Source organism: Brucella sp. GW823-FHT04E01, from assembly GCF_058796175.1.
In genome coordinates this window covers 426,751-448,605 of the sequence record NZ_JBXAIK010000003.1, presented here as the reverse complement: position 1 = coordinate 448,605, position 21,855 = coordinate 426,751, and the positions used below count along the sequence as shown (strand labels likewise).

Genomic DNA, 21,855 nt, shown 5'->3' with positions numbered 1-21,855 from the left:
CCAACCCTTTTACAGTGTGATGGCAGACCGCGTGGCCTGATTGAATGCACCGGACATGAAGCGCAAAAGCGCAGCCACTTCCGAAAGCGTTTCTTCCGAAGGGCGTGCATTGGCAGTGGAATCGACCAAAAGGCGCTCGCGAATCTGCGCATAGCGCGCGCAGGCATCAGCGCCCTTGGCGGTGATCTTCACCGTCTTTTCCTTCGCCGCCTTGCCGGTCGTCAACAGACCGGCATTTTCAAGCTTGCGGATGGCATAGGTGGCAATATGCGTGTCTTCAATGTCGAGAACGAGGCAGATATCGGCAAGCTTCTTCTCGCGATCACGATGGCGGATCGAATGGAGAATCAGCACCTCGATGGGCGAAAGCCCCGGCAATCCAGCCGCAGCCATGCAGCGAACCATCCAGCGCGAAAATGCGTGCGATGCGAGAATGAGGCCATATTCAACCTCGGACATACCTGGCGAACCGCCTTCGGCAAGATGCGCAGACGATACAATGGGACCTATTGAGGCGACGGGGCGCAGATGCTTGGGCAACGCGACTTCATCGAAGCTTGCTTCCCGGGTCTCGGAAGACACCGTTACAGTTTCTTCGCTGTCCCTGTTCTTCCCCATTCTTGCTGCTCCCTTATTTATGTGTATTTTATGTCACCATCTTATCGACATTTTGTCAATAAAGTGGGACTATGAAATCCTGAAAAGATTTCGAAATGCACCAGTAGTGCTGTGTGAGGGAGCCGATAATGAGCGGAACAGGACGCGGAGTATGGGACTTCTGGATCGACCGCGGCGGTACGTTTACGGACATCATCGGGCGAGATCCGCAGGGCCAGCTCCATGCACGCAAGGTTCTCTCCGAAAATCCGTCTGCCTATAAGGATGCCGCCGTTCACGGCATTCGCCTGCATCTTGGCCTCAGGACCGGCGAAGCGGTTCCCGCCGGTATCATCGGCGAAGTTCGCATGGGAACGACGGTCGCGACCAATGCGCTTCTCGAGCGCAAGGGCGAGCGGCTGGCCCTTGTCACCACCAGGGGGTTTCGCGATGCGCTGCGCATTGGCTATCAGGAACGCAAGAACATCTTTGCGACTGAAATCATCAAGCCGGAAGCGCTTTACGAAAAGGTGGTCGAGCTGAACGAACGCGTTCAGGCAGACGGCACGGTTGAAACGGCGCTCGATCCCGCCGAGGCGGAAGCCGTACTGGCTGCACTGAAGGAACAGGGCTACAAATCCGTCGCCATCGCGCTCATGCATGCTTATAAGTTCCCTGCACATGAGGCTGAAATTGCTCGCATTGCGCGCAGTCTCGACTTTGAACAGGTCTCCGTCAGCCATGAAGTTTCGCCGCTGATCAAGCTGGTCGGGCGTGGCGACACCACTGTCGTCGATGCCTATCTGTCGCCGGTTCTTCGCCGCTATGTTGCGCAGGTCTCCAACGAGCTGGATGTCGAGCGCACCGGCGCACGCGTCATGTTCATGATGTCGTCAGGCGGCCTCACCGCAGCCGATCTGTTTCAGGGCAAGGATGCAATCCTCTCCGGCCCGGCAGGCGGCGTCGTCGGCCTCGCCCGGACCGGCGAAACGGCTGGTTTCCCGAATGTCATCGGCTTTGACATGGGCGGCACCTCCACGGATGTCGCGCATTTCGACGGCGAATATGAACGCGCTTTTGAAACGGAAGTTGCCGGTGTGCGCGTGCGCGCGCCGATGATGCTGATCCACACGGTTGCCGCAGGTGGCGGTTCGATCCTGCATTACGACGCCGGACGTTTCCGTGTCGGACCGGATTCGGCAGGCGCCAATCCCGGTCCGGCCTGCTATCGCAATGGCGGACCGCTCGCCGTCACCGATGCCAATGTCATGCTGGGCAAGCTTCTACCGGAATTTTTCCCGGCAATCTTTGGCCCCGACCAGAACCAGACACTTGATGTGGAGCGGGTGCGGGAACGCTTCGCCGCGCTGGCAACTGAAATCGGCGATGGTCGTTCGCCGGAAGCGGTTGCCGATGGTTTCATCCGCATTGCGGTTGCCAATATGGTCGAGGCCATCAAGAAAATTTCCGTCCAGCGCGGCTATGATGTGACGCGCTATGCGCTCAACTGCTTTGGTGGCGCGGGCGGACAACATGCCTGTCTCGTGGCCGATGCGCTTGGCATGAAGAATATTCTTCTCCATCCCATGTCCGGCCTGCTATCCGCCTATGGCATGGGCCTGGCCGATATTCGCGCCACGCGCCAAAAGGCGCTTGGCGTCGCGCTCGATTCAGCAGCGCCTTCAGCCTTGAAAGAACTCGGCGAAGAACTGGCGCAGGAATGCGTCGTTGAACTTCTGGCCCAGGGCATAGAGGCTAAAGCCGTGCAGCGTCATCTGCGCGCCCACATCCGCTATGCGGGCACCGACACGGTGCTCTCCATTGAAGCCGCCTTCCCGGCACAGGATAATGCCGACCGTCTTCGCGCCGAGTTCGAGGCCGCCCATAAGCGCCGTTTCGGCTTCATTGCGGAAAACAAGGCTCTCGTTATCGACGCAGTGGAAGTTGAAGCCGTTGGCGGAGGTGCTGGCGAGACCGAAAGCGCCCAGTCGCTCGACAGCGATCTGGAAGCGGCAACCGCCAAACGGACCAGCTTCTTCTCGCAAGGCACGTTGCACGATGCGGGCGTCGTCTTGCGTGAGCAGATGCAGCGCGGCCAGACCGTCACCGGCCCGGCAATCATCATCGAGAAAAACCAGACCATCGTCATCGAAGATGGCTGGCAGGCTCGCCTGACCGCGCATGACCATGTGGTGCTGACGCGCATCAAGGCGCTGCCCGCCCGCACGGCCATCGGCACCGAAGCCGATCCGGTCATGCTGGAGATTTTCAACAATCTCTTCATGTCCATAGCCGAGCAGATGGGCGTGACGCTTCAAAACACCGCCTATTCGGTGAACATCAAGGAACGTCTCGACTTTTCCTGCGCAGTTTTCGACGCGGCAGGCAATCTCGTCGCCAATGCGCCGCATATGCCGGTGCATCTGGGTTCCATGGATGCATCCGTCGCCACCGCCATCCGCGAAAACAGCGACATCAAGCCGGGCGATGTGTTCCTCATCAACGCGCCTTATAATGGCGGCACGCATCTGCCCGATCTTACAGTATGCACGCCGGTTTTCGATGACGACAATCGCGAAATCCGCTTCTGGGTCGCTAGCCGTGGCCATCACGCGGATATTGGCGGCATCGCGCCGGGTTCCATGTCGCCGCTTGCGGTCAATATCGAGCAGGAAGGCGTCTATATCGACAATTTCAAGCTGGTTGATCGCGGCACCTTCCGCGAGGAAGCGCTCGCCGCTCTGCTGACGGGTGCGACCTACCCCGTCCGCAACCTGACGCAGAACGTCAACGACTTGAAGGCGCAGATCGCCGCCAACGAAAAGGGCGTCGCCGAGCTGAAAAAGATGATCGGTCTTTTCGGCGAGGATGTTGTGAAAGCCTATATGGGCCATGTTCAGGACAATGCCGCCGAAAGCGTGCGCCGTGTGCTCGACAAGCTGCCGGACGGCCATTTCACCTATGAGATGGATCAGGGCTGCCAAATTGAGGTGCGCGTCACGATCGACAAAGAAAAGCGCGAAGCGACGGTTGATTTCACCGGCACGTCGGAACAGCGCCCGGATAATTTTAATGCGCCGGAACCGGTGACACGTGCCGCTGTGCTCTATGTCTTCCGTGTGCTGGTCGAAGGCGACATTCCGATGAATGCGGGCTGCCTGCGCCCGATCAAGATCATCGTTCCGCAAGGTTCGATGCTTTCACCGCGCTATCCGGCAGCCGTGGTGGCGGGCAATGTCGAAGTCAGTCAGGCTGTCACCAACTGCCTGTTTGGCGCGACCAAGGCCATGGCCGCAGCGCAAGGCACTATGAATAATCTGACCTTCGGCAATGATGAATATCAGTATTACGAAACCATCTGTTCTGGTGCCCCCGCCGGTCCGGGTTTCAACGGTGCAGATGCCGTGCATACACATATGACCAATTCCCGCCTCACCGATCCGGAGATTCTGGAAACACGCTTCCCGGTGTTGCTGGAAGATTTCCACATTCGGCATGGATCGGGCGGCAAGGGCAAGTGGCACGCTGGCGACGGCACCAAGCGCACGATCCGTGCACTTAAGACGCTCGATTTCGCCATTCTCTCAGGACATCGCCGCGTAGCGCCCTTCGGCCTTGAAGGCGGCGAAGCCGGTCAAACCGGTCGCAATGAAGTACGGCGAAAGGACGGCTCCATCGAAGTGCTCGGCAACTGCGACCAGACCGTTCTGGAAGCAGGTGAAGCCTTCACCGTCATCACACCAACCGGTGGCGGTTACGGCAAACCCTAGTAGTTGGCCTGCCCACCGACACGCAAAGCGCCGCCAGCTGAAATTCTGGCGGCGCTTTGCGTTCAACCGGCATCGATTGCTTAAAGTCATCTCATAGTGACTGAGGGCGGGTGAATGCTTTCTCCACCCTTCCGATCCGGACTGAAGGGTGTTAGAATTATTCACTCAAATTATTCAAATAATTAGTAACCAATCCTAATAATTACTGCGTAATGGTCGTTTTGGACGCATCTTTAGAATTAAATTTCTGCGATCAATAGAACCTCAACCAGTTCACGGATACCGAAAATGAAATTCGCTCAGATCATCGCTACCGCAGGCATCATTCAGGCAGCTCTTTTCACTGGCGCTATGGCCGGAGAAAATCTCGACGCCATAAAGTCGGCGGGCGTTTTAAAGATCGGCACTGAAGGCACCTACGCGCCGTTCACCTATCACGACAAGGACAACAAGCTCGTCGGCTTCGACGTGGAAATCGGTGAAGCCGTGGCTGCCAAGCTCGGCGTAAAGCCGGAATTCGTTGAAGGCAAATGGGACGGGCTCATCGCTGGGCTTGATTCCAAACGCTATGATGCCGTTATCAACCAGGTAGGCATTACCGAAGAGCGTCAGAAGAAGTTCAACTTCTCCAACCCCTATATCGTTTCCAAGGTCGTTCTGATCGTCAACGACAAGGACGATACGATCAAGGATTTTGCTGACCTTAAGGGCAAGAAGTCAGCACAGTCGCTCACCAGCAATTACGGCAAGCTCGCGAAGGAAGCCGGCGCTGAACTCGTAGCCACAGATGGTTTCGACCAGTCGATCCAGCTTGTTCTGACAGGCCGTGCGGATGCGACCCTCAATGACAGCCTGTCTTTTCTCGACTTCAAAAAGCACCAGCCGAAGGCTCCGGTCAAGGTTGTGGCCGAGAAAGAAAATGCCGACGCGTCGGGCATCATCGTCCGCAAGGGCGACGATGATCTCGTAACGGCAATCAACAAGGCTCTCGACGAAATTAAAGCCGACGGCACCTACGACAAAATTTCACAGAAATATTTCGGTCAGGACGTTTCCAAGTAAGCGTTTTCCTGGTTTACAAGACGAAGCCGGAAGCTCCTTCCGGCTTCGTTTTATTGTGATTGTGAAAAACTATTCCCAAGACATGAATGTCAGGCTGTATAAGATAAGGACGCGCAGGTTTATCAGCGCAAGTTCATTTCAGTCTGACTTTATACATTATTGAGGAGCCGAAAACCGTGCCCGATTGGCTTCAACTGATGGTGGAATCCCTGCCGACTCTTTTGTGGGCTGGCTTGATCTTCACTATTCCCCTCACCCTTCTGTCCTTTGCATTCGGCCTGACATTGGGGCTCCTGACTGCGCTCGTGCGGTTGTTCGCTCCGCTTTGGCTTTCATCTATCGCACGCTTTTATGTCTGGATATTCCGCGGTACCCCCCTGCTCGTGCAGTTGTTCGTAATTTTTTACGGCCTGCCAAGCGCCGGCATCTATCTCGATGCATTTCCAGCGGCCGTAATTGGTTTCTCTCTCAGCGTTGGTGCTTATAGTTCGGAGATTATCCGGGCGGTCATATCTGCCGTTCCGAAAGGTCAATGGGAAGCCGCATATTCCATTGGTATGAGCTGGCGTCAGGCACTTGCCCGCACCATTCTGCCACAGGCAACCCGGACTGCAGTGCCTCCGCTCTCCAATTCCTTCATTTCTTTGGTGAAGGACACGTCGCTTGCAGCCGCCATCACCGTGCCGGAGCTTTTCCAGTCCGCGCAACGTATCGTCGCGACCACTTACGAACCTCTCATCCTCTATATCGAAGCAGCCTTGATCTATCTCGTGATGAGTTCCGTACTCTCAGCGCTGCAAGTGCGCCTTGAAAAACGCTTCGGACGTTATGGCGGCACACTGGAGACAAACGCATGATCGAGCTGCAACATATCGTAAAGCGCTTTGACGACGCTGTGATCCTTAATGATATCAACGTTGCGATTGCCGAGGGCACAGTAACAGCACTAGTCGGTCCATCCGGCGGAGGCAAAAGCACGTTGCTGCGTTGCATAAACCTGCTGGAGATTCCGACGTCGGGCACTCTGGTTCTGGGTGGCCAGAGCCTCAGCTTTGAGCCTGACCGTAAGCCGAGCTGGCAGGCAATCCAATCAATCCGCCGCCAGACAGGCATGGTGTTTCAGAACTTCCAGCTCTTTCCTCACCAGACCGCGATCCAGAATGTGATGGAAGGCCTCGTTACGGTTCTGAAATGGCCGAAGGACAAGGCAAAAGAACGTGCGATGGAATTGCTCACAAAGGTAGGGATGGCGCATAAAGCGGATGCTTGGCCTTCAACGCTCTCTGGTGGCCAGCAACAGCGTATCGCGATTGCACGTGCATTGGCACCATCCCCGCGTGTTCTGTTATGCGATGAGCCCACCTCGGCCCTTGACCCCGAACTCGCCTCCGAAGTCGTTGATGTTCTGAGCAAACTTGCAAAGGAAGGCACCACCATGGTGATCGCGACACACGACCTGCGACTCGCTTCCAAAATTGCAAAGAACGTCGTCTTTCTCGAGTCGGGCAACATCGTTGAAACGGGCTCCGCACACGAGGTTTTCACGCGGCCTGCGCGTGAGCGCACAAAACAATTCGTTGCGACAATCAACGCAGCCCATACTTACGACATCTAACCTGCAGACATATCGTCTCCTTAAGGGCTTTCGCCACCAGCGAAAGCCCTCGGGCGCGCCGTTGGCTCAAATTTCATACGTGCATTCAAAATTTTCCGGCGGCTCTCGACAGCCTGCCCCTTGGTAAAACAGAAAACCACTGTTACATTATGCACAACGTAGAAATTGAAGCGCCTTGCTTGCGTCCTGACAGGTTCGCGCGGCGCCATAAGGACAAAAACCTTGAAGAACCCCGACGAGCGCACCGCCGAAATGGTGCATCAAGGGGCGTCCGGCGGACAATCGGGCAATTCGCAGGCCCGGAATCCGTCCGATAACGGCAAGCGCAGACCGCGCAAGAAAGCCGTTACAGATATCGGCAATGCCCGTAGTGCATCCGATTCAGGACGCTCAAAGCCACAGGACGAGACCGAAGGCACGAATTCGCAGAGCCAGCGTAAACGCGCACGTCGGCGTCGGCGCGGTAAGTCTGTGCCGGCTGTTGAAGCTTCTGCGCAAAAGCCCGAGGCTGCAGAAGCAGCAAACAACCAACAGCGATCTTCCGGAAAAATCTCGAATCGCCGCCGCCGCGCTCGTAAAAAGAAGCAGTCACGACAACAGGGTGCGCAGACGCCGCTGGTAGCTGAAGCTGCGTTGAAGTCTACGCATAATGTCGCGCGCGCGGAAAGCCAACATGCATCGACGCCGAACAAGCGTAAGGGCGGCAATGGCCAGATGCCCCGCGCTGCTAATGGCGCGCATCACGAAAAGGGCGACGCTCCACTTTATGCGGCTTTGGATCTTGGCACAAATAATTGCCGCCTGCTGGTTGCGTCGCCGACGCGGCCTGGCCAATTCCGCGTTGTGGATGCATTTTCACGCATCGTACGATTGGGAGAAGGCTTGAGTGCCACTGGCCAGCTTAGCGAAAATGCGATGGATCGTGCCGTTGAAGCACTGAAGGTTTGCCGTGACAAACTTGCAGGCAAGAAAATCAGACGTTCGCGACTGATAGCCACCGAAGCCTGCCGTTCGGCTTCGAATGGCGAAGCATTTTTGGCACGGGTTCTGGCGGAAACCGGACTTGAACTGGAGATCGTAGACCGGCAGACGGAAGCCCGGCTCGCTGTCTCAGGCTGCGGTACACTGGTTACCCGCGAAACGGATGCTGTCGTGTTGTTCGATATTGGTGGCGGTTCCTCTGAAATCGCGTTGATTGATGTTTCCCGTCGCCGTTCTCCTCGTCTGGCAGAGCATATCATGGCCTGGACGTCTCTTCCTGTCGGCGTCGTGACGCTGGCAGAACGTTTCGGCGGACGCAATGTCACGCAGGAAAGTTTCGATTCCATGGTTTCGCATGTGACCGATCTGCTTGCGCAATTTGCCGAGCGGCAGTGTCTCGGAAATCTGACTGCCAGTCCACGTTTCCACCTGCTGGGTACATCTGGAACCGTAACCACGCTCGCTGGAATTCATCTCGGCCTCGACCGCTATGATCGGCGCCGAGTCGATGGCATGTGGATGGGTGCCGACGATGTGACGCAAATGACCAACCGTCTTCTGTCGTGGGATTTTGACGCTCGTGTAGCCAACCCGTGTATTGGCGCAGATCGCGCCGATCTGGTATTGGCAGGCTGTGCTATTCTCGATGCGATACGCAAAGTATGGCCCAGCGAAAAACTACTTGTTGCCGATCGTGGTTTGCGTGAAGGCATTTTGACCGAACTGATGTCGCGCGACGGCGCATGGCGACACAATCGCGCGACAGGCGCTAGAAACAGGCACTGAAAATGAGCAAGGCAGGCGGAAACAAGGGTGGAGTAAAAACTGGTGGTCGCGGTGGCGCGGGCTCCAGCAATCTGCAGGTACGTGTGAAGAAAAAGGCAGGCACGATCAAGGAATCGTCACGCCGCTGGCTGCAGCGCCATTTGAACGACCCCTATGTGCACAAATCCAGGCAGGACGGATATCGTTCGCGCGCAGCCTACAAGCTCATTGAAATCAATGATCGTTATGATCTGCTCAAAAAGGGTCAAAAGATCATCGATCTCGGCGCTGCGCCTGGCGGCTGGTCGCAGATCGCGGCCAAGATTGTCGGTTCAACCGACGAGAATCCGAACGTCGTTGGCATCGACTACCTTCACGTCGACCCCCTGCCCGGCGTTGTCTTGCTGGAAATGGATTTTCTCGATGATGAGGCGCCACAAAAACTGATGGATGCGCTCGGTGACAAGCCCGATTTAGTCATTTCCGACATGGCTGCCCCGACGACTGGCCACCGCAGGACTGATCATCTGCGTACCGTGCATCTGTGTGAAGTCGCCGCTGATTTTGCCATTTCGGTTTTGAAGCCGGGCGGGCATTTTCTCACCAAGACATTCCAGGGTGGCACGGAAAATGAACTACTAGCTCTGCTGAAGCAGAAGTTCCGCTCTGTGCATCATGTCAAACCACCTGCATCACGCGCGGAATCGGTCGAGCTTTATCTACTCGCCCGCGATTTCAAAGGTTGAAGCTTATTTTCCGGCTGAGGTGCTCGCGGCTTCGATGGCTGCGGGCTCCTTACCGTGATGTTTCACGACTGTTGGCGCAGACAGTTCCTTGCCTGCATCAGGTGCGAGCCGCGCAAACCAGAGAAAAGCCAGAGCGGAAACGGCAGCAACCACAAAGAAGCCGATGTGGAAGTCCACCAATTCGAGATGGGCTCCGCGTAACGACGTACTGATTTCCAGAATACCACCTGCCAGTGCCACACCGATAGCAATGGAAACCTGCTGCGCCACTGCCGTGATGGGCGTCGCCTGACTGGTCTTTTCATCGGGGATTTCGGCGAAAGCAAGCGCATTGACACCAGTGAAAAACAACGAACGCGCAAAGCCCCCCACCAGCAAAAAGCCGATGATGATCCAGTAAGGTGTTGTCGGTGTGAACAGGCCGTTGACGGCAATGAAGCAGGCCGAAATCAAGGACCCTGCCATCAAGGCGCGCCGGAAACCAACGCGAACAAAGATACGCTTTGCACCGAATTTCATGCTGATCGCACCGATCGCCGAAACGAAAGTCATCATACCCGACTGAAACGGTGTGAGACCAAAGCCAAGCTGAAACATCAATGGCAGCAGGAATGGAATAGCCCCGATCCCGAACCGGAAAATGCTGCCGCCGATGACTGCGGAACGAAATACCTGATTATCGAAAAGTTTCAGGTTCAGCAGCGGATCATCGGTTCTCCTCGCATGCCGAAGATAGAGAACCGTGCAGACAATACCGATTGCAAGGGTTGTAAAACCCACCGCAGGCGGCAAGGCTGGCAGGCTGACGACCGACAATCCGAAGACAACACCCGACATTGCGATCCCGGAAAGAAAGAAGCCCGTCCAATCAAGGCGCTTTACGATGCGCTCGTCTGTGTCCGGCAGAAACCGCGTTGCAAACCAGATACCGACGAAACCGATCGGTACATTAATCAGGAAAATCCAATGCCAAGTCAGAAAAGTCGTGATGAAACCACCGACTGGTGGACCTACCAGCGGCCCGACCATTGCTGGAATCGTAAGCCACGCCATGGCTGACACAAGTTCACTGCGCGGAGTCGAACGGATAAGTACGAGACGGCCAACCGGTGTCATCATCGCACCGCCCATACCCTGCAAAAACCGCGCAACGACGAAAGCAGTCAGTGAATTCGATGCAGCGCAGGCTACAGAACCAACCACGAATACCGCAATTGCAGCCCGGAAGACATTCTTGGCCCCGAAGCGATCGGCCATCCAGCCGCTGACGGGAATAAAAACTGCGAGCGCAACAAGGTAAGCAGTCAGCGCCAGCTTGAGCGCAATAGGGCTTGTACCGATGTCAGCAGCGATAGCAGGAAGCGACGTCGAGATGACGTTCGAATCCATTTGCTCCATGAATAGGGCTATGGCCAGTACGAGAGGAATGATGCGATTCACGGTAATATTCCGAAATGACGGATATTTAAGAGCTGACAATCCTATGTAGCGCCACACTGATTATTGCTAGTCAGAGCAGCGTCACATTGCGGTGAATATGCGATAAAATCAGTAATTTATCGCGGTTTTGGGCCTAACTGGCTCTCTGCCGACAAAAGTCACTGAATTTCTCACGCCAGATTTCAACCGTTCACATTTGCGTAAAACAGGGTTGCGCTTCCCGTAACAGCTTGTTACATTTCGTTACAGTTTCACGAGGCTTCGAACCGGGTGGGGGGCCGCTCCGGTTCAAGGAGGTAGGAAATGAACGATATTACAAGAACCGCCATCATCTACGGAATGATGATCATTTCACTGAACACTGCGCTTGCAGTCGGCCTTCTTGGGCTTGATTTCCTGCATTAAAGCGTGCCCCTAAACAAAGTTTTTTGCCCTCCAGGCAGACATGAAAAAGAGCGTTTCCAATAAAATGGAAGCGCTCTTTTCGTTTCATACAGTCTCCGCAGTGTTGGCAAAGATTGCACTATGTGCCTCACAGTCAGAGAATTCGACCCTGACTGTTCGGGTCAAAGAAGACCGACTTGTCCAGGTTGAAGGCCAACGTGGCCGGTTGTCCCGCAGCGATGCGGGCATCTGCGCGCAGTCGTGCCACAACGTGCTTGCCGCCCAATCGCGTAACAGCAAACGTATCCGAGCCTGCGGGCTCGACAACATCGATCAGGCAATCCCCTTCCACTATCGCATTTGCATTGCGATCAGCTCCATCCGGATCTGTGAGTGCTTCAGGGCGAATACCGAAGACAATATCCTGGCCTTCATAAGCGCCTAGTCCTTGGGGCGCCGCCTTCAATGGCAGCTTCAACGGTTCACCTTCACCACGTCCGAGATTGATGGCATAGCCCGAACCGTTCTTTTCGACCCGAGCAGTTAGCAGGTTCATTGCTGGCGATCCCATGAAGTCAGCAACGAACATATTGGACGGATTATTGTAGATTTCGGCTGGCGTTCCGAATTGCTGCAAGATTCCATCCTTGAGAACGGCGATCTTAGTTGCCAGCGTCATTGCCTCGATCTGATCGTGCGTCACATAAACGATCGTAGTTTTCATCCGGCTGTGCAGCCGTTTAATCTCGGTGCGCATGTCGACACGCAGCTTGGCATCGAGGTTGGAAAGTGGTTCATCGAACAGGAATACCTGCGGATTACGCACCAGAGCACGCCCCATGGCCACACGCTGACGTTGGCCGCCTGAAAGCTGGCTTGGTTTGCGATCCAGCAGATGGCCGATCTGCAGGATATCGGCAACTTCCTGAATAGCCTTATCGCGCTCAGCCTTCGGAACCTTACGAATTTCCATGCCGAAAGCGATATTCCCGGCAACCGTCATATTCGGATAAAGCGCATAAGACTGGAAGACCATCGCAATATCGCGCTGGGATGGATGCAGGCCGGACACCGACTTGCCATTGATGGCTATGTCACCCGATGTGATCGGCTCAAGCCCGGCGATAGTATTCAACAATGTTGACTTGCCGCAGCCAGACGGGCCCACGAGAACGAGGAAACCGCCTTCATCAATCTCGATATTGATATCCTTCAAAACCGAAACATTGCCGTAGGATTTGTAGAGATCAGATATTTTCAGAAAAGACATTGCAACTTATCCCTTTACGGCACCGGACATCAGGCCACGTACGAAATAGCGACCGGAAACGATATAGACGATCAGCGTCGGCAGAGCTGCCAGGATGGCAGCTGCGAAATGGACATTGTATTCCTTAACGCCGGTGGAGGAGGAAACCAGATTGTTGAGTGCAACCGTCATCGGTGTGGAATTTGCACCCGAGAAGGAGGCACCAAACAGAAAGTCGTTCCAGATGTTCGTGAACTGCCAGATCACCGACACAACGATGATCGGTCCTGAAGACGGTAGCAAAATACGCCAGAATATCTGGAAGAAGCTCGCTCCGTCGATCTGCGCCGCCCGCACCAATTCTGTCGGGAAGGCTTCATAATAGTTGCGGAAATAGAGCGTCGTGAAACCGATACCGTAAACCACATGCACGAGGATCAGTCCCCAAATCGTGCCCGCAATCCCCAGAAAACCAAGAACACGCGCCATCGGAATGAGTACGATCTGGAACGGAATGAAGCACGACAACAGCAATAAGCCGAAAAAGATGTTCGACCCGCGGAATTGCCATTTGGTCAGAACGTAACCGTTCAAGGCGCCGACAATAGTCGAGATCGCAACGGCTGGAACCACCATCAGGATCGAGTTGATGAAGAACGGCTTCAACCCGGTAGGCTGAACTCCGATCTGTGCGGTCGACCATGCAGATAACCATGGTTCGATGGTCCATTGCTGCGGGAGGTTCAACATCCCGCCCTGACGGATTTCTTCAAGGGGTTTGAAGGAGTTGACCAGCATCACATAGAGCGGCAGCAGATAATAGAATGCAAAGAGCAGTAGCGCAGTGTAGATCAGCGCTCGCGTCAGCTTTCCGCTTTTGATGGCATTGTCTTGCGACTGGGCGCTCATGACCGAGACCCTCCGCGAATTTCAGAATACAGATAAGGAATGATAATCGAGAAGATCATCGCCAGCATGATAATCGCCGACGATGCACCGATACCCATCTGGTTCCGTGTGAACGTATAGGAATACATGAAAGTCGCAGGTAATTCGGTGGCCTGCCCCGGACCGCCACCGGTCAGCGCAATAACAAGATCGTATGCCTTGATTGCCAGATGAGCGAGAACCACGAAAGCTGACAGGAAAACCGGACGCATCAACGGGATAATGATGCGGCGATAGATCGTACCGGATGATGCTCCGTCAATCTGCGCCGCTTTGATGATTTCATTATCCACGCCGCGCAATCCTGCTAGGAACATCGCCATCACAAATCCGGAGGATTGCCACACAGCAGCAATCACCAGACAGTAGATTGCCATTGTATTGCTCTTGATCCAGTTGAAGGAGAAACTCTCCCAACCCCATAAATGCATTGTGTTTTCCAGACCGATACCTGGATCGAGAAACCACTTCCATGCCGTTCCAGTGACGATGAAAGATAACGCCATCGGATAAAGATAGATCGGACGTAGAACGCCTTCACCGCGGATCTTCTGGTCAAGAAGGATCGCAAGGAACAGCCCGATGACCGAACAGATAATGATGTAGAGCGATGCAAAGATCGCCAGATTGGTGATCGCACGCCACCAATGAGGCAAGGCCCACAACTTGGTGTAATTCGTAAGTCCGACGAAGCCATATGACGGCAGCATTCGGCTATTGGTTAGCGAAAGAACGCCCGTATAGATGATAAAACCATAGACAAACACGAGCACTATCAGAAAGCTCGGCCCCAGAACCAGCTTTGGCACCAGTTCTTGTAATCGGTTGTTACGCTGCATCTCTGCGTCACCTTGTTTACGCCACCCGGACATACGCCAAACATCAGGCGCACGTTCCGGACATCTGTTTGATCGGCATTCCAGCGCTTCTGCATTATGCGCGACCGAATGCACCCAATAAATTCAGTCTGCTGCAATTTCCGATGGAAACATGCAGGCCTTCATCATGCAATTGTTGTTTTGATTTCTGGCCACTGATGCCAGTACTTTCAGATGCTCTACCAATATCCAAAGCACCTGAGATAGAAGGCGTCCGGAAAGGGCCGGACGCCTCTTTGCTGTTATTTCGCACCTTCAACAGCCGACACGAGTTCTTTGACGGCATCTTCCGAGGAAAGCTGACCGTTGAACTGGCGTGTTACGACGTCATAGATCGCATTCTTCACCGCAGCAGGGTTAGCGTAACCATGCGCCATGGAGCCCAGCATCGTGCCTTTTTCACTCGCTTCCTTTTCGTCAGCGATAGCCTTCTTGCCGCAAGCATCGAAGTCGGTATCAGGCACATCGGTACGAGCCGGAGCGGAGCCCTTCACTACGTTGAATGCCGACTGGAAAGTCGGACTTTCAATCGCCGATGCCATTTCAAGCTGTGCAGGAACCTTGTCTTCCGAGACTTTGAACATGGCAAACATATCGGAGTTGAATGTGATAGCGCCCTGGGTGCCCGGATAGCGCATGCAAACGAAGTCTTCGCCCGGCTTCTTGCCAGCCTTGACAAACTCACCCTTCGCCCAGTCGCCCATGAACTGAAGGCCGGCTTTGCCTTCAATGACCATAGCTGAAGCCAAGTTCCAGTCGCGACCGGAGAAGTTATCGTCAACATAGGAGCGCAGTTTCGTCATACGATCGAAAGCCTGCTTCATCGTATCGCTGCCGAGCGTTTCTGGATCCAGATCGATGAAGGCCTTCTTGTAGAAATCTGTACCGAAAGAAAGCACTACAGCATCAAATATCGTTGCGTCCTGCCATGGCTGGCCGCCATGAGCGATCGGGGTGATGCCCTGTTCCTTGAACTTATCGAGGAGAGCGATCAGTTCATCCCAGTTGGTAGGCTCCTTGCCGCCAGCCTTGTCGAGCGCTGCCTTGTTGATCCACATCCAGTTGGTGGAGTGAACATTGACAGGAGCAGCGATCCAGTGGCCGTCATACTTGGCAAACTCCTGCAGAGGAGCCGGAATGACCTTTTCCCAACCTTCCTTGTTTGCGATCTCATCAAGATTACCAAGAGCACCCTGCTCTGCCCAATCGCGGATGTCGAAGCCGAGCATCTGCACTGCCGTCGGAGCATTGCCAGCTGTGACGCGCGCGCGCAGTACTGTCATGGCTTCCGTACCACCGCCACCGGCAACCGGCATATCGGTCCAGCTAATGCCCTTCTTTTCGAGATCCTTCTTGAGAACGTCGAGCGCGGCGGCTTCACCGCCAGCAGTCCACCAATGCAGAACTTCAACGTTCTGCTTGTCCTGCGCACTGGCAACAGGGGCCATTCCGGCGAGCAAAGCACAGGCGGCTGTACCCATCGCGGCGAGCTTCAAAAGTTTATGCATGTCTACCTCCCGTAGAAACAAACGAAACTAAAACTATCGGATATCTGGCTAAGCCTTTGCTTCAGCGCAGTAATCCGTCTCGTCATTCCCATCCGCGCCTCTTCGGCACAGACCCGAAACCAGCTGCACCACACAACCAGTTTCTCCTACTCACTGCCGCAATACGATGCGAAAGCTTCCGCTTTCACCTGTGCCCGGCCATCCCTCACGACGCTTTTCCTGAAATCCTCCATCCCACTCATACGCCGCTTAAGCCCAATTGACAACGTTGTCTTTTAAGGATGCTAAATATCCACAAGACAAGATGTGAACATAGGATAGGCCCAAACCCTGCCAGGGTGTCAATATCTTCCGATAGATAAAACGCGTAAAATTCAATCGATTAAAACTTCAGGTAGAGCCGGCGCCCTGAAAAACGCTTAGAAATTAAAGCATTACCACCTCAAGGGCAGCGTTTTACATGGCGCCTCCCATCAAACCAGCACTCTAAAATCCCCCTCATCGACCTGAAATGCCGGCAGTATAAAATTTCCCTTATTTTACTGGACAAGCCCGCGACGAAACCCTAATTTCACGCCGCTCGCACAATGGTGTGCGGGCTTGTTCTCGGGGCGGGGTGAAACTCCCCACCGGCGGTATGAAGCAAAAGTTTCGAGCCCGCGAGCGCCTGAAAGATGCCGATTCGGCTTCCGTTCAGGGTCAGCAGATCCGGTGAGATGCCGGAGCCGACGGTTAAAGTCCGGATGGAAGAGAGCGAATGAGCGTTAGGATTGCGCCCTTGGGCACAATCAATGCGTTCTTTTGTGCGCCCTGATTCTAGTTTCGTGTGGAACCTATGAACCAGAGCTATCCGAACAAGACTTCCTTCAAGATCGCATTCATTCAGGCCCGTTGGCACGCCGATATTGTCGACGAAGCTCGCAAGAGCTTTATCGCGGAACTGTCCGCAAAGGCTGGCACAAATATAGAAGTCGAAATCTTCGACGTTCCAGGTGCCTATGAAATTCCTCTCCACGCCAAGACTCTGGCCAAAACCGGCCAGTATGCTGCCATTGTCGGCGCTGCGTTCGTCGTGGATGGCGGCATCTATCGACATGATTTCGTGGCAACTGCTGTCATCAACGGCATGATGCAAGTCGGCCTAGAGACCGAAGTTCCGGTGCTCAGCGTTGTTCTGACACCGCATCATTTCCATGAAAGCAAGGAACATCATGAATTTTTCCATGCCCACTTCAAGGTGAAGGGCGTGGAAGCAGCCAATGCGGTGTTGCAGGTCGTTAGCGAACGCAGCCGTATTGCCGCCCTTGCATAATGATGCTTCGACCGGCCTTTGCGAAAAGGCCGGTCATTCTCCTGCGATACGCTCTCCATGGGCATAAACGTCGAATTCAACACCTCGCACCAGTGCAACAAGCGTTAGGTTGGCATCTTCCGCCGTTCGAATGGCAAGAGCTGTCGGCGCAGAGATTGCGGCCAGAACTGGCGCACCGAACATAACTGCTTTCTGCACCATTTCGACCGAAACACGGCTGGTAATCGCGACGATCCCATTTCCCGGTGCAGTACCAATACGCGAGACAGCTCCGACGAGCTTATCCAATGCGTTGTGACGCCCCACGTCCTCACGTACAGCAATAAGCCCCTCGCCTGGCACATAGAACCCCGCCGCATGAACTGCATGGGTCTCAGCATTCAGTTGCTGCTCTTTCGTGAGAGACACGACAGCCATTGAAATATCGTTGGAAGAGAATTTCCTATCACCTTGTTCCAAAGCCTCAAGCGACCGCAACGCATGGTCGATTGAATCTATACCACAGAGACCACACCCAACGGGACCAGCCATAAACCTGCGTCGCGCGGCAAGCCTCTGCTCGGGGCGTTCGGACAGTCTGATCTGTAGGTCTATACCCTTTTCAAAGGCTACGACATCAACCGCTTCTATCTCGGAAATATGGTCAACGATATTCTCGGTGAGCGTGAAACCGATCGCGAAGTCCTCAAGATTATCCGGTGTAGCCATCATTACGGCTTGGGTTGAACCGTTATAGCTGACCGCCACGGGCACTTCTTCCGGGACCATTCGGGTGCTTTCATGAAAGCTCGACACACGATGCGCGATACGTACAGCGCTCTGGCTAACCTTGTGGATCGTCACCTTAATCGCTCCCCTGTCATCGCATCCGTTCTCCCAGCAGTTTCATGTGGCATGAAAACAACTTTAATGTAAGTTGCCACCGGACAAGCCGTCGCGATTTGAGCGGCAAGTGAGGAAAATATGGATATTCGCCAGGTAGACGACAATTATTCAGTCTCGGGCCAGATCGAGCCCGACGACGTACGCGATATTGCAGCGGAGGGATTTCGCACAATCATTTGCAATCGGCCAGACGGCGAAGGCGGCCCTGAACAACCCGAGTTCAGCGAAATTGCACGTGTCGCCGAAAAAGCCGGGCTTGCAACTTACTACATCCCGGTTGTAGGCGGACAATTGACGCAAGAAGATGTGGATGCGATGGCAGCAGCGCTGGATGAAGCTGAGGGCCCCATTCTTGGTTACTGCCGATCGGGTGCACGCTCTACGAATATTTACGGGATCGTGCAGCAGCAAAAGCGCGGATAAAGAACGAGCGCAAGCTATGTGGGCGGTGAAGCCGCAAAGGCATTTCAACAGTCTTTGCAAACATGGCGATCACCGTCCAGAAAGCCGGGTGCGGCCCGAATGAACACCGCGCGATGTATGTGCGCAATATTGGCGATAATAGCTCATACCGGTACGTGTCACAGTCGCAACAACACCGCCAAGAACGAGAAGCCATCCAATGGCTTGTGGCCAGTTGAAGCTTTCAATCCCGCCGCTCAGCGCGACAATAAAGATACCAGCCCAGAGCAGAGCAGCCGTGCGGCGCCAGAATACCGGGTTGAGCTCATCGAAGACAGCCTTCCACAGTGAGTGAACAAGGCAGGCGAAGAAAAGGGCAGCGGCCAGCCCGATATTGAGCAACTCGACCGGAAGCCATTGTTGCGAAGTAAGCATCGTTTCCATCATCCACTTAACCAAGATGCGTATCGAGGACCCCGTTACGGGATTTGTCTTTACGATCACTAGTACTGTTACTGTTCGTCCTATTCAGCTTTCGCTTTGTGGCCGTAACGTGTTACAAGCACGGAAAGCTCCTTCGGATAAATTCACTTATTATTGCGATCACGCGAAATATCGTGTTGAAAACACTACGCTATTCGCAGTGTTCGACTGCATTGGATGTGGCGCAACCCCTTCCAGCGATTGAGAAATTTGTGGTTCCGCCCCCTGAATATTTCACTATGGAATTTCATTCACAATCGCATCAAATAACAGCTTTGTAACAATTCGGCACAGCAAAGAGGCTCCGGCAACACCGAAGCCTCAAAGTTATTCACAAGGTTGCAGTTTATTAGGTAGTCTTTACTTGCCCACCGCCCTTTTTGCTAGGAAGCCGCGAAGACGGATCCGCTGACGCTGGCGCATTGGCCGGACGTCCGAAAAGAAAGCCTTGAACCTGTTCGCAACCCTCTTCGATCACCATGCGATGCTGGTCAAAGGTTTCTATACCCTCGGCCACCACCGGGAGATCAAGACTACGACCCAACCCGACGATGGCTCGTACAATGGCTCTCGCACTAACATCCGTTTCCATGCTGGTGATGAAACTGCGGTCGATCTTGATCTTGTCGAATGGGAAACTTTGAAGGTTACTGAGCGACGAATAGCCAGTGCCGAAATCATCCATCACGATACGGACACCCAGCTTCTTCATGCGACGCAACAGTTCGAGTGTCGTCAATCGGTCCTTCATTAATGCGGCTTCCGTTACCTCCAGCTCCAATCTCGTGGGATCCAGACCCGTTTCTAGGAGAACCGAACTGACCGTGTCCGGCAGATTGACCAAACGGAACTGTACTGGGGAGAGGTTTACAGCGATAGTTAAATGCTTCTCCCATCCGGCGGCAGTGCGGCAGGCTTCACGCAGAACCCACTCACCGAGTGGGACAATTACCCCCGTTTCCTCAGCGATAGGAACAAAAACCTCCGGTGGTATCTGGCCACGTTCCGGATGGTTCCAACGAACCAGTGCTTCATAGCCGGTACAACTACCATCTGCTGTTGCGAACAATGGCTGATAGGCAATACTGATCTGACCGCGAACCATGGCGTGGCGCAAATCAGCCTCCATCTGGCGGCGCTCTCTTATTTCACGGTCCATTTCCGGCGAGTAGAATGCAACCGTACCCCGTCCTTCTGTCTTCGCCCGATAAAGCGCAATGTCTGCCGCATGTCGGATGGCTTCTGCATCCTTGCCGTCATTCGGGTATACGGCAACGCCAATGCTGACACCGACAGCAGTCGGATCGAGCACTGTATTCAGTTCCGACCGGAAGGTATCCAGAATCTTTTCGGACAGTTTCCGTGCACCCTTGGGCTGCGGAACCCCGACCTGCAGAATGATAAACTCGTCGCCGCCAATACGTGCTGCCGTGTCTATACCGTTTATGGATCGCTTCAGAATGCTGGAAACCGTCTTCAATACCCGATCACCTTCGGCATGGCCGAAAATATCGTTCACTGCTTTGAACCGGTCCAGATCAAGCGCGAGTACAGCAAAAGGCTCTCGGCTGCGGCGTGCCACTGCGTTTGCGAGACGCTCTTCAAAGAACATTCGGTTAGGTAAATCCGTGAGTGTATCATGCCGCGCCATATGCTCGATCTGACGCTGGGCCGTGCGCTTTTCGGTAAGATCACGGACAGCCAGAACTTCGCAAGGGCGTCCCTGATACTCAATCGTATGAACCGCGAGTTCAAAGATGCGCTCATCATTTGGAAATCTGGGTGCGGCCTCGATTGCTTCCGGGCGAGAAGCACAGACGGGGAGCCCATCAGCCGCCAGCAACAGAGTATCCGGCGCAACACCGACAAGCGCCTTTTCACTGCTTCGCATGAGATCGGAAAACCGAGCGTTCATCTCGACTATTCCACCATCACGAACGACGGCCAGTCCGTCCAGGGTAGCGTTCGCAAATCCCTTCAAGTCCGTCATGTAACGATCTACAAATACTGCAATAATCGTTGTCAGCGCTACTATACTGACAACAGCGGCAATTGCACCGATCAGCCAGAGACGCCCTATGCCCAGCGGATCAGCAGCAGGAAGGGTCGGGTTTGGAACCAGCTCGGTCGACGCAACTGCAGTAAAGTGGAGCGTGCAAACAGCAAGAATCCCCCCAACGGTCGGTAGCAAAACGCGCATCCAGCCGGCAGCGTTCATCACAAACCAGAAAGCAGCCAGCAAAAGCAGGATCGATATTATACTGCCAATCAGGATCGGTGGAAGGTCATAGTGAACATCTGCAGCTGCTCTGATTGCACTCATACCAGTGAAATGCATTGCGGCAATCGATAGGGTTGCTGAAATGGCTGCGATCAAAACGTATTTGAACGCCTTACCATTCAGGAAGCGCACACTCAGCCAAAAGCCAAGTACGGCAATTGCCGCTGAAAGAACCGTGATCGTAAAATCGAACTCGATTGCCACGGTGCCACGATATGCAAGCATCGCCACGAAATGGGTTGCCCACACGCCCAATCCACCCGCGAGCGCGCTTATCGCCAGCCAATTGTCACGGCGGCTTTCCGTGCATTCCCGCGCGCGGACGAGCAACAGAAAGAAAGCAAACATGCTTGCAAATGAGATGGATGCAGCCAAAACCACGAAAGGCTGATCGTGCTGTACTGTTACGCATTCCAGGACTTTAAACATACCGCCCCCTGCGCCCGCCTGAAGTGCCACCATATAAAAATACAACCAGAAGCATCATTCAGACTGTGCTTTGTTCCCTGAACAAAAGTACCAATAACTATTTAAGCATTTCTGAACTAT

17 protein-coding genes and 1 riboswitch are annotated in these 21,855 nt (G+C 54.3%); of the genes, 8 read left to right on the top strand and 9 right to left on the bottom strand.

What is annotated here, in order from left to right; translation table 11 throughout:
• Positions 1–9 precede the first annotated feature (9 nt).
• Positions 10–618: a winged helix DNA-binding protein gene (locus tag AC1RHM_RS12530; RefSeq protein WP_010658992.1), complete on the bottom strand. Its 609-nt coding sequence runs from the start codon at positions 616–618 to the stop codon at positions 10–12.
• 128 nt (positions 619–746) lie between these two features.
• On the opposite strand from AC1RHM_RS12530, the gene AC1RHM_RS12525 reads away from it, so the two are divergent.
• The 6 genes from AC1RHM_RS12525 to AC1RHM_RS12500 all read left to right on the top strand — a co-directional run bounded on the left by AC1RHM_RS12525 (position 747) and on the right by AC1RHM_RS12500 (position 9,536).
• Positions 747–4,367 carry a hydantoinase B/oxoprolinase family protein gene (locus AC1RHM_RS12525; protein WP_010658993.1) on the top strand — a complete coding sequence of 1,207 codons (3,621 nt, stop codon included), beginning with the start codon at positions 747–749 and terminating at the stop codon, positions 4,365–4,367.
• A gap of 288 nt (positions 4,368–4,655) precedes the next feature.
• Positions 4,656–5,429, top strand: a complete 774-nt coding sequence (locus AC1RHM_RS12520; protein WP_010658994.1) for an amino acid ABC transporter substrate-binding protein — start codon at positions 4,656–4,658, stop codon at positions 5,427–5,429.
• A gap of 176 nt (positions 5,430–5,605) precedes the next feature.
• Positions 5,606–6,286 (top strand): ABC transporter permease subunit, encoded by a 681-nt coding sequence (locus AC1RHM_RS12515; RefSeq protein WP_010658995.1) that lies wholly within the window; start codon positions 5,606–5,608, stop codon positions 6,284–6,286.
• A complete protein-coding gene (locus AC1RHM_RS12510) occupies positions 6,283–7,044 on the top strand; it encodes an amino acid ABC transporter ATP-binding protein (RefSeq protein WP_010658996.1) in 762 nt (253 codons plus the stop codon). Before AC1RHM_RS12515 ends, AC1RHM_RS12510 begins: the two co-directional genes overlap by 4 nt.
• A 222-nt stretch (positions 7,045–7,266) precedes the next feature.
• A complete protein-coding gene (locus AC1RHM_RS12505; protein WP_029375988.1) occupies positions 7,267–8,811 on the top strand; it encodes a Ppx/GppA phosphatase family protein in 1,545 nt (514 codons plus the stop codon).
• A gap of 2 nt (positions 8,812–8,813) precedes the next feature.
• Positions 8,814–9,536, top strand: a complete 723-nt coding sequence (locus AC1RHM_RS12500; RefSeq protein WP_010658998.1) for an RlmE family RNA methyltransferase — start codon at positions 8,814–8,816, stop codon at positions 9,534–9,536.
• Between the two features lie 3 nt (positions 9,537–9,539).
• Here AC1RHM_RS12500 and AC1RHM_RS12495 read toward each other — a convergent pair whose 3' ends face one another.
• From AC1RHM_RS12495 to AC1RHM_RS12475, 5 genes are all read right to left on the bottom strand, one after another.
• Positions 9,540–10,976, bottom strand: a complete 1,437-nt coding sequence (locus AC1RHM_RS12495) for a DHA2 family efflux MFS transporter permease subunit (RefSeq protein ID WP_010658999.1) — start codon at positions 10,974–10,976, stop codon at positions 9,540–9,542.
• A gap of 538 nt (positions 10,977–11,514) precedes the next feature.
• Entirely contained in the window at positions 11,515–12,630 is a 1,116-nt protein-coding gene (locus tag AC1RHM_RS12490) for an ABC transporter ATP-binding protein (RefSeq protein ID WP_010659001.1), read from the bottom strand.
• Positions 12,631–12,636: 6 nt separating this feature from the next.
• Positions 12,637–13,518 carry a carbohydrate ABC transporter permease gene (locus tag AC1RHM_RS12485; RefSeq protein ID WP_151576564.1) on the bottom strand — a complete coding sequence of 294 codons (882 nt, stop codon included), beginning with the start codon at positions 13,516–13,518 and terminating at the stop codon, positions 12,637–12,639.
• Entirely contained in the window at positions 13,515–14,396 is an 882-nt protein-coding gene (locus AC1RHM_RS12480; protein ID WP_010659003.1) for a carbohydrate ABC transporter permease, read from the bottom strand. The genes AC1RHM_RS12485 and AC1RHM_RS12480 overlap by 4 nt, the downstream gene beginning before the upstream one ends.
• A gap of 281 nt (positions 14,397–14,677) precedes the next feature.
• Positions 14,678–15,943 (bottom strand): ABC transporter substrate-binding protein, encoded by a 1,266-nt coding sequence (locus tag AC1RHM_RS12475; RefSeq protein ID WP_010659004.1) that lies wholly within the window; start codon positions 15,941–15,943, stop codon positions 14,678–14,680.
• A 598-nt stretch (positions 15,944–16,541) separates the two neighbouring features.
• Positions 16,542–16,702, top strand: a riboswitch (FMN riboswitch).
• Positions 16,703–16,778: 76 nt separating this feature from the next.
• On the opposite strand from AC1RHM_RS12475, the gene AC1RHM_RS12470 reads away from it, so the two are divergent.
• Positions 16,779–17,255, top strand: coding sequence for a 6,7-dimethyl-8-ribityllumazine synthase (locus tag AC1RHM_RS12470; RefSeq protein WP_010659005.1), 477 nt, complete (start codon positions 16,779–16,781; stop codon positions 17,253–17,255).
• Positions 17,256–17,288: 33 nt separating this feature from the next.
• Here the strand turns inward: AC1RHM_RS12470 and fdhD are convergent, their stop codons facing one another.
• Positions 17,289–18,098: a formate dehydrogenase accessory sulfurtransferase FdhD gene (gene fdhD / locus AC1RHM_RS12465; RefSeq protein ID WP_010659006.1), complete on the bottom strand. Its 810-nt coding sequence runs from the start codon at positions 18,096–18,098 to the stop codon at positions 17,289–17,291.
• A gap of 120 nt (positions 18,099–18,218) precedes the next feature.
• Here fdhD and AC1RHM_RS12460 point away from each other — a divergent pair, with 120 nt between their 5' ends.
• On the top strand, positions 18,219–18,563 hold the full coding sequence (locus AC1RHM_RS12460) for a protein tyrosine phosphatase family protein (RefSeq protein WP_010659007.1): 345 nt from the start codon (positions 18,219–18,221) through the stop codon (positions 18,561–18,563).
• Positions 18,564–18,632: 69 nt separating this feature from the next.
• Here the strand turns inward: AC1RHM_RS12460 and AC1RHM_RS12455 are convergent, their stop codons facing one another.
• Together AC1RHM_RS12455 and AC1RHM_RS12450 are read right to left on the bottom strand one after the other, a co-directional pair.
• Complete coding sequence (locus AC1RHM_RS12455) at positions 18,633–18,989, bottom strand: hypothetical protein (RefSeq protein WP_181152406.1); 357 nt, start codon at positions 18,987–18,989, stop codon at positions 18,633–18,635.
• 385 nt (positions 18,990–19,374) lie between these two features.
• Complete coding sequence (locus tag AC1RHM_RS12450) at positions 19,375–21,735, bottom strand: bifunctional diguanylate cyclase/phosphodiesterase (protein WP_036563555.1); 2,361 nt, start codon at positions 21,733–21,735, stop codon at positions 19,375–19,377.
• Positions 21,736–21,855: the final 120 nt, after the last annotated feature.

What these genes read in the sequence shown, in the direction of transcription:
- AC1RHM_RS12530 (WP_010658992.1), bottom strand. Translation starts at nt 618, where the DNA reads ATGGGGAAGAACAGGGACAGCGAAGAAACTGTAACGGTGTCTTCCGAG.
- AC1RHM_RS12525 (WP_010658993.1), top strand. Translation starts at nt 747, where the DNA reads ATGAGCGGAACAGGACGCGGAGTATGGGACTTCTGGATCGACCGCGGC.
- AC1RHM_RS12520 (WP_010658994.1), top strand. Translation starts at nt 4,656, where the DNA reads ATGAAATTCGCTCAGATCATCGCTACCGCAGGCATCATTCAGGCAGCT.
- AC1RHM_RS12510 (WP_010658996.1), top strand. Translation starts at nt 6,283, where the DNA reads ATGATCGAGCTGCAACATATCGTAAAGCGCTTTGACGACGCTGTGATC.
- AC1RHM_RS12500 (WP_010658998.1), top strand. Translation starts at nt 8,814, where the DNA reads ATGAGCAAGGCAGGCGGAAACAAGGGTGGAGTAAAAACTGGTGGTCGC.
- AC1RHM_RS12490 (WP_010659001.1), bottom strand. Translation starts at nt 12,630, where the DNA reads ATGTCTTTTCTGAAAATATCTGATCTCTACAAATCCTACGGCAATGTT.
- AC1RHM_RS12485 (WP_151576564.1), bottom strand. Translation starts at nt 13,518, where the DNA reads ATGAGCGCCCAGTCGCAAGACAATGCCATCAAAAGCGGAAAGCTGACG.
- AC1RHM_RS12480 (WP_010659003.1), bottom strand. Translation starts at nt 14,396, where the DNA reads ATGCAGCGTAACAACCGATTACAAGAACTGGTGCCAAAGCTGGTTCTG.
- AC1RHM_RS12475 (WP_010659004.1), bottom strand. Translation starts at nt 15,943, where the DNA reads ATGCATAAACTTTTGAAGCTCGCCGCGATGGGTACAGCCGCCTGTGCT.
- AC1RHM_RS12470 (WP_010659005.1), top strand. Translation starts at nt 16,779, where the DNA reads ATGAACCAGAGCTATCCGAACAAGACTTCCTTCAAGATCGCATTCATT.
- AC1RHM_RS12460 (WP_010659007.1), top strand. Translation starts at nt 18,219, where the DNA reads ATGGATATTCGCCAGGTAGACGACAATTATTCAGTCTCGGGCCAGATC.
- AC1RHM_RS12455 (WP_181152406.1), bottom strand. Translation starts at nt 18,989, where the DNA reads ATGATGGAAACGATGCTTACTTCGCAACAATGGCTTCCGGTCGAGTTG.
- AC1RHM_RS12450 (WP_036563555.1), bottom strand. Translation starts at nt 21,735, where the DNA reads ATGTTTAAAGTCCTGGAATGCGTAACAGTACAGCACGATCAGCCTTTC.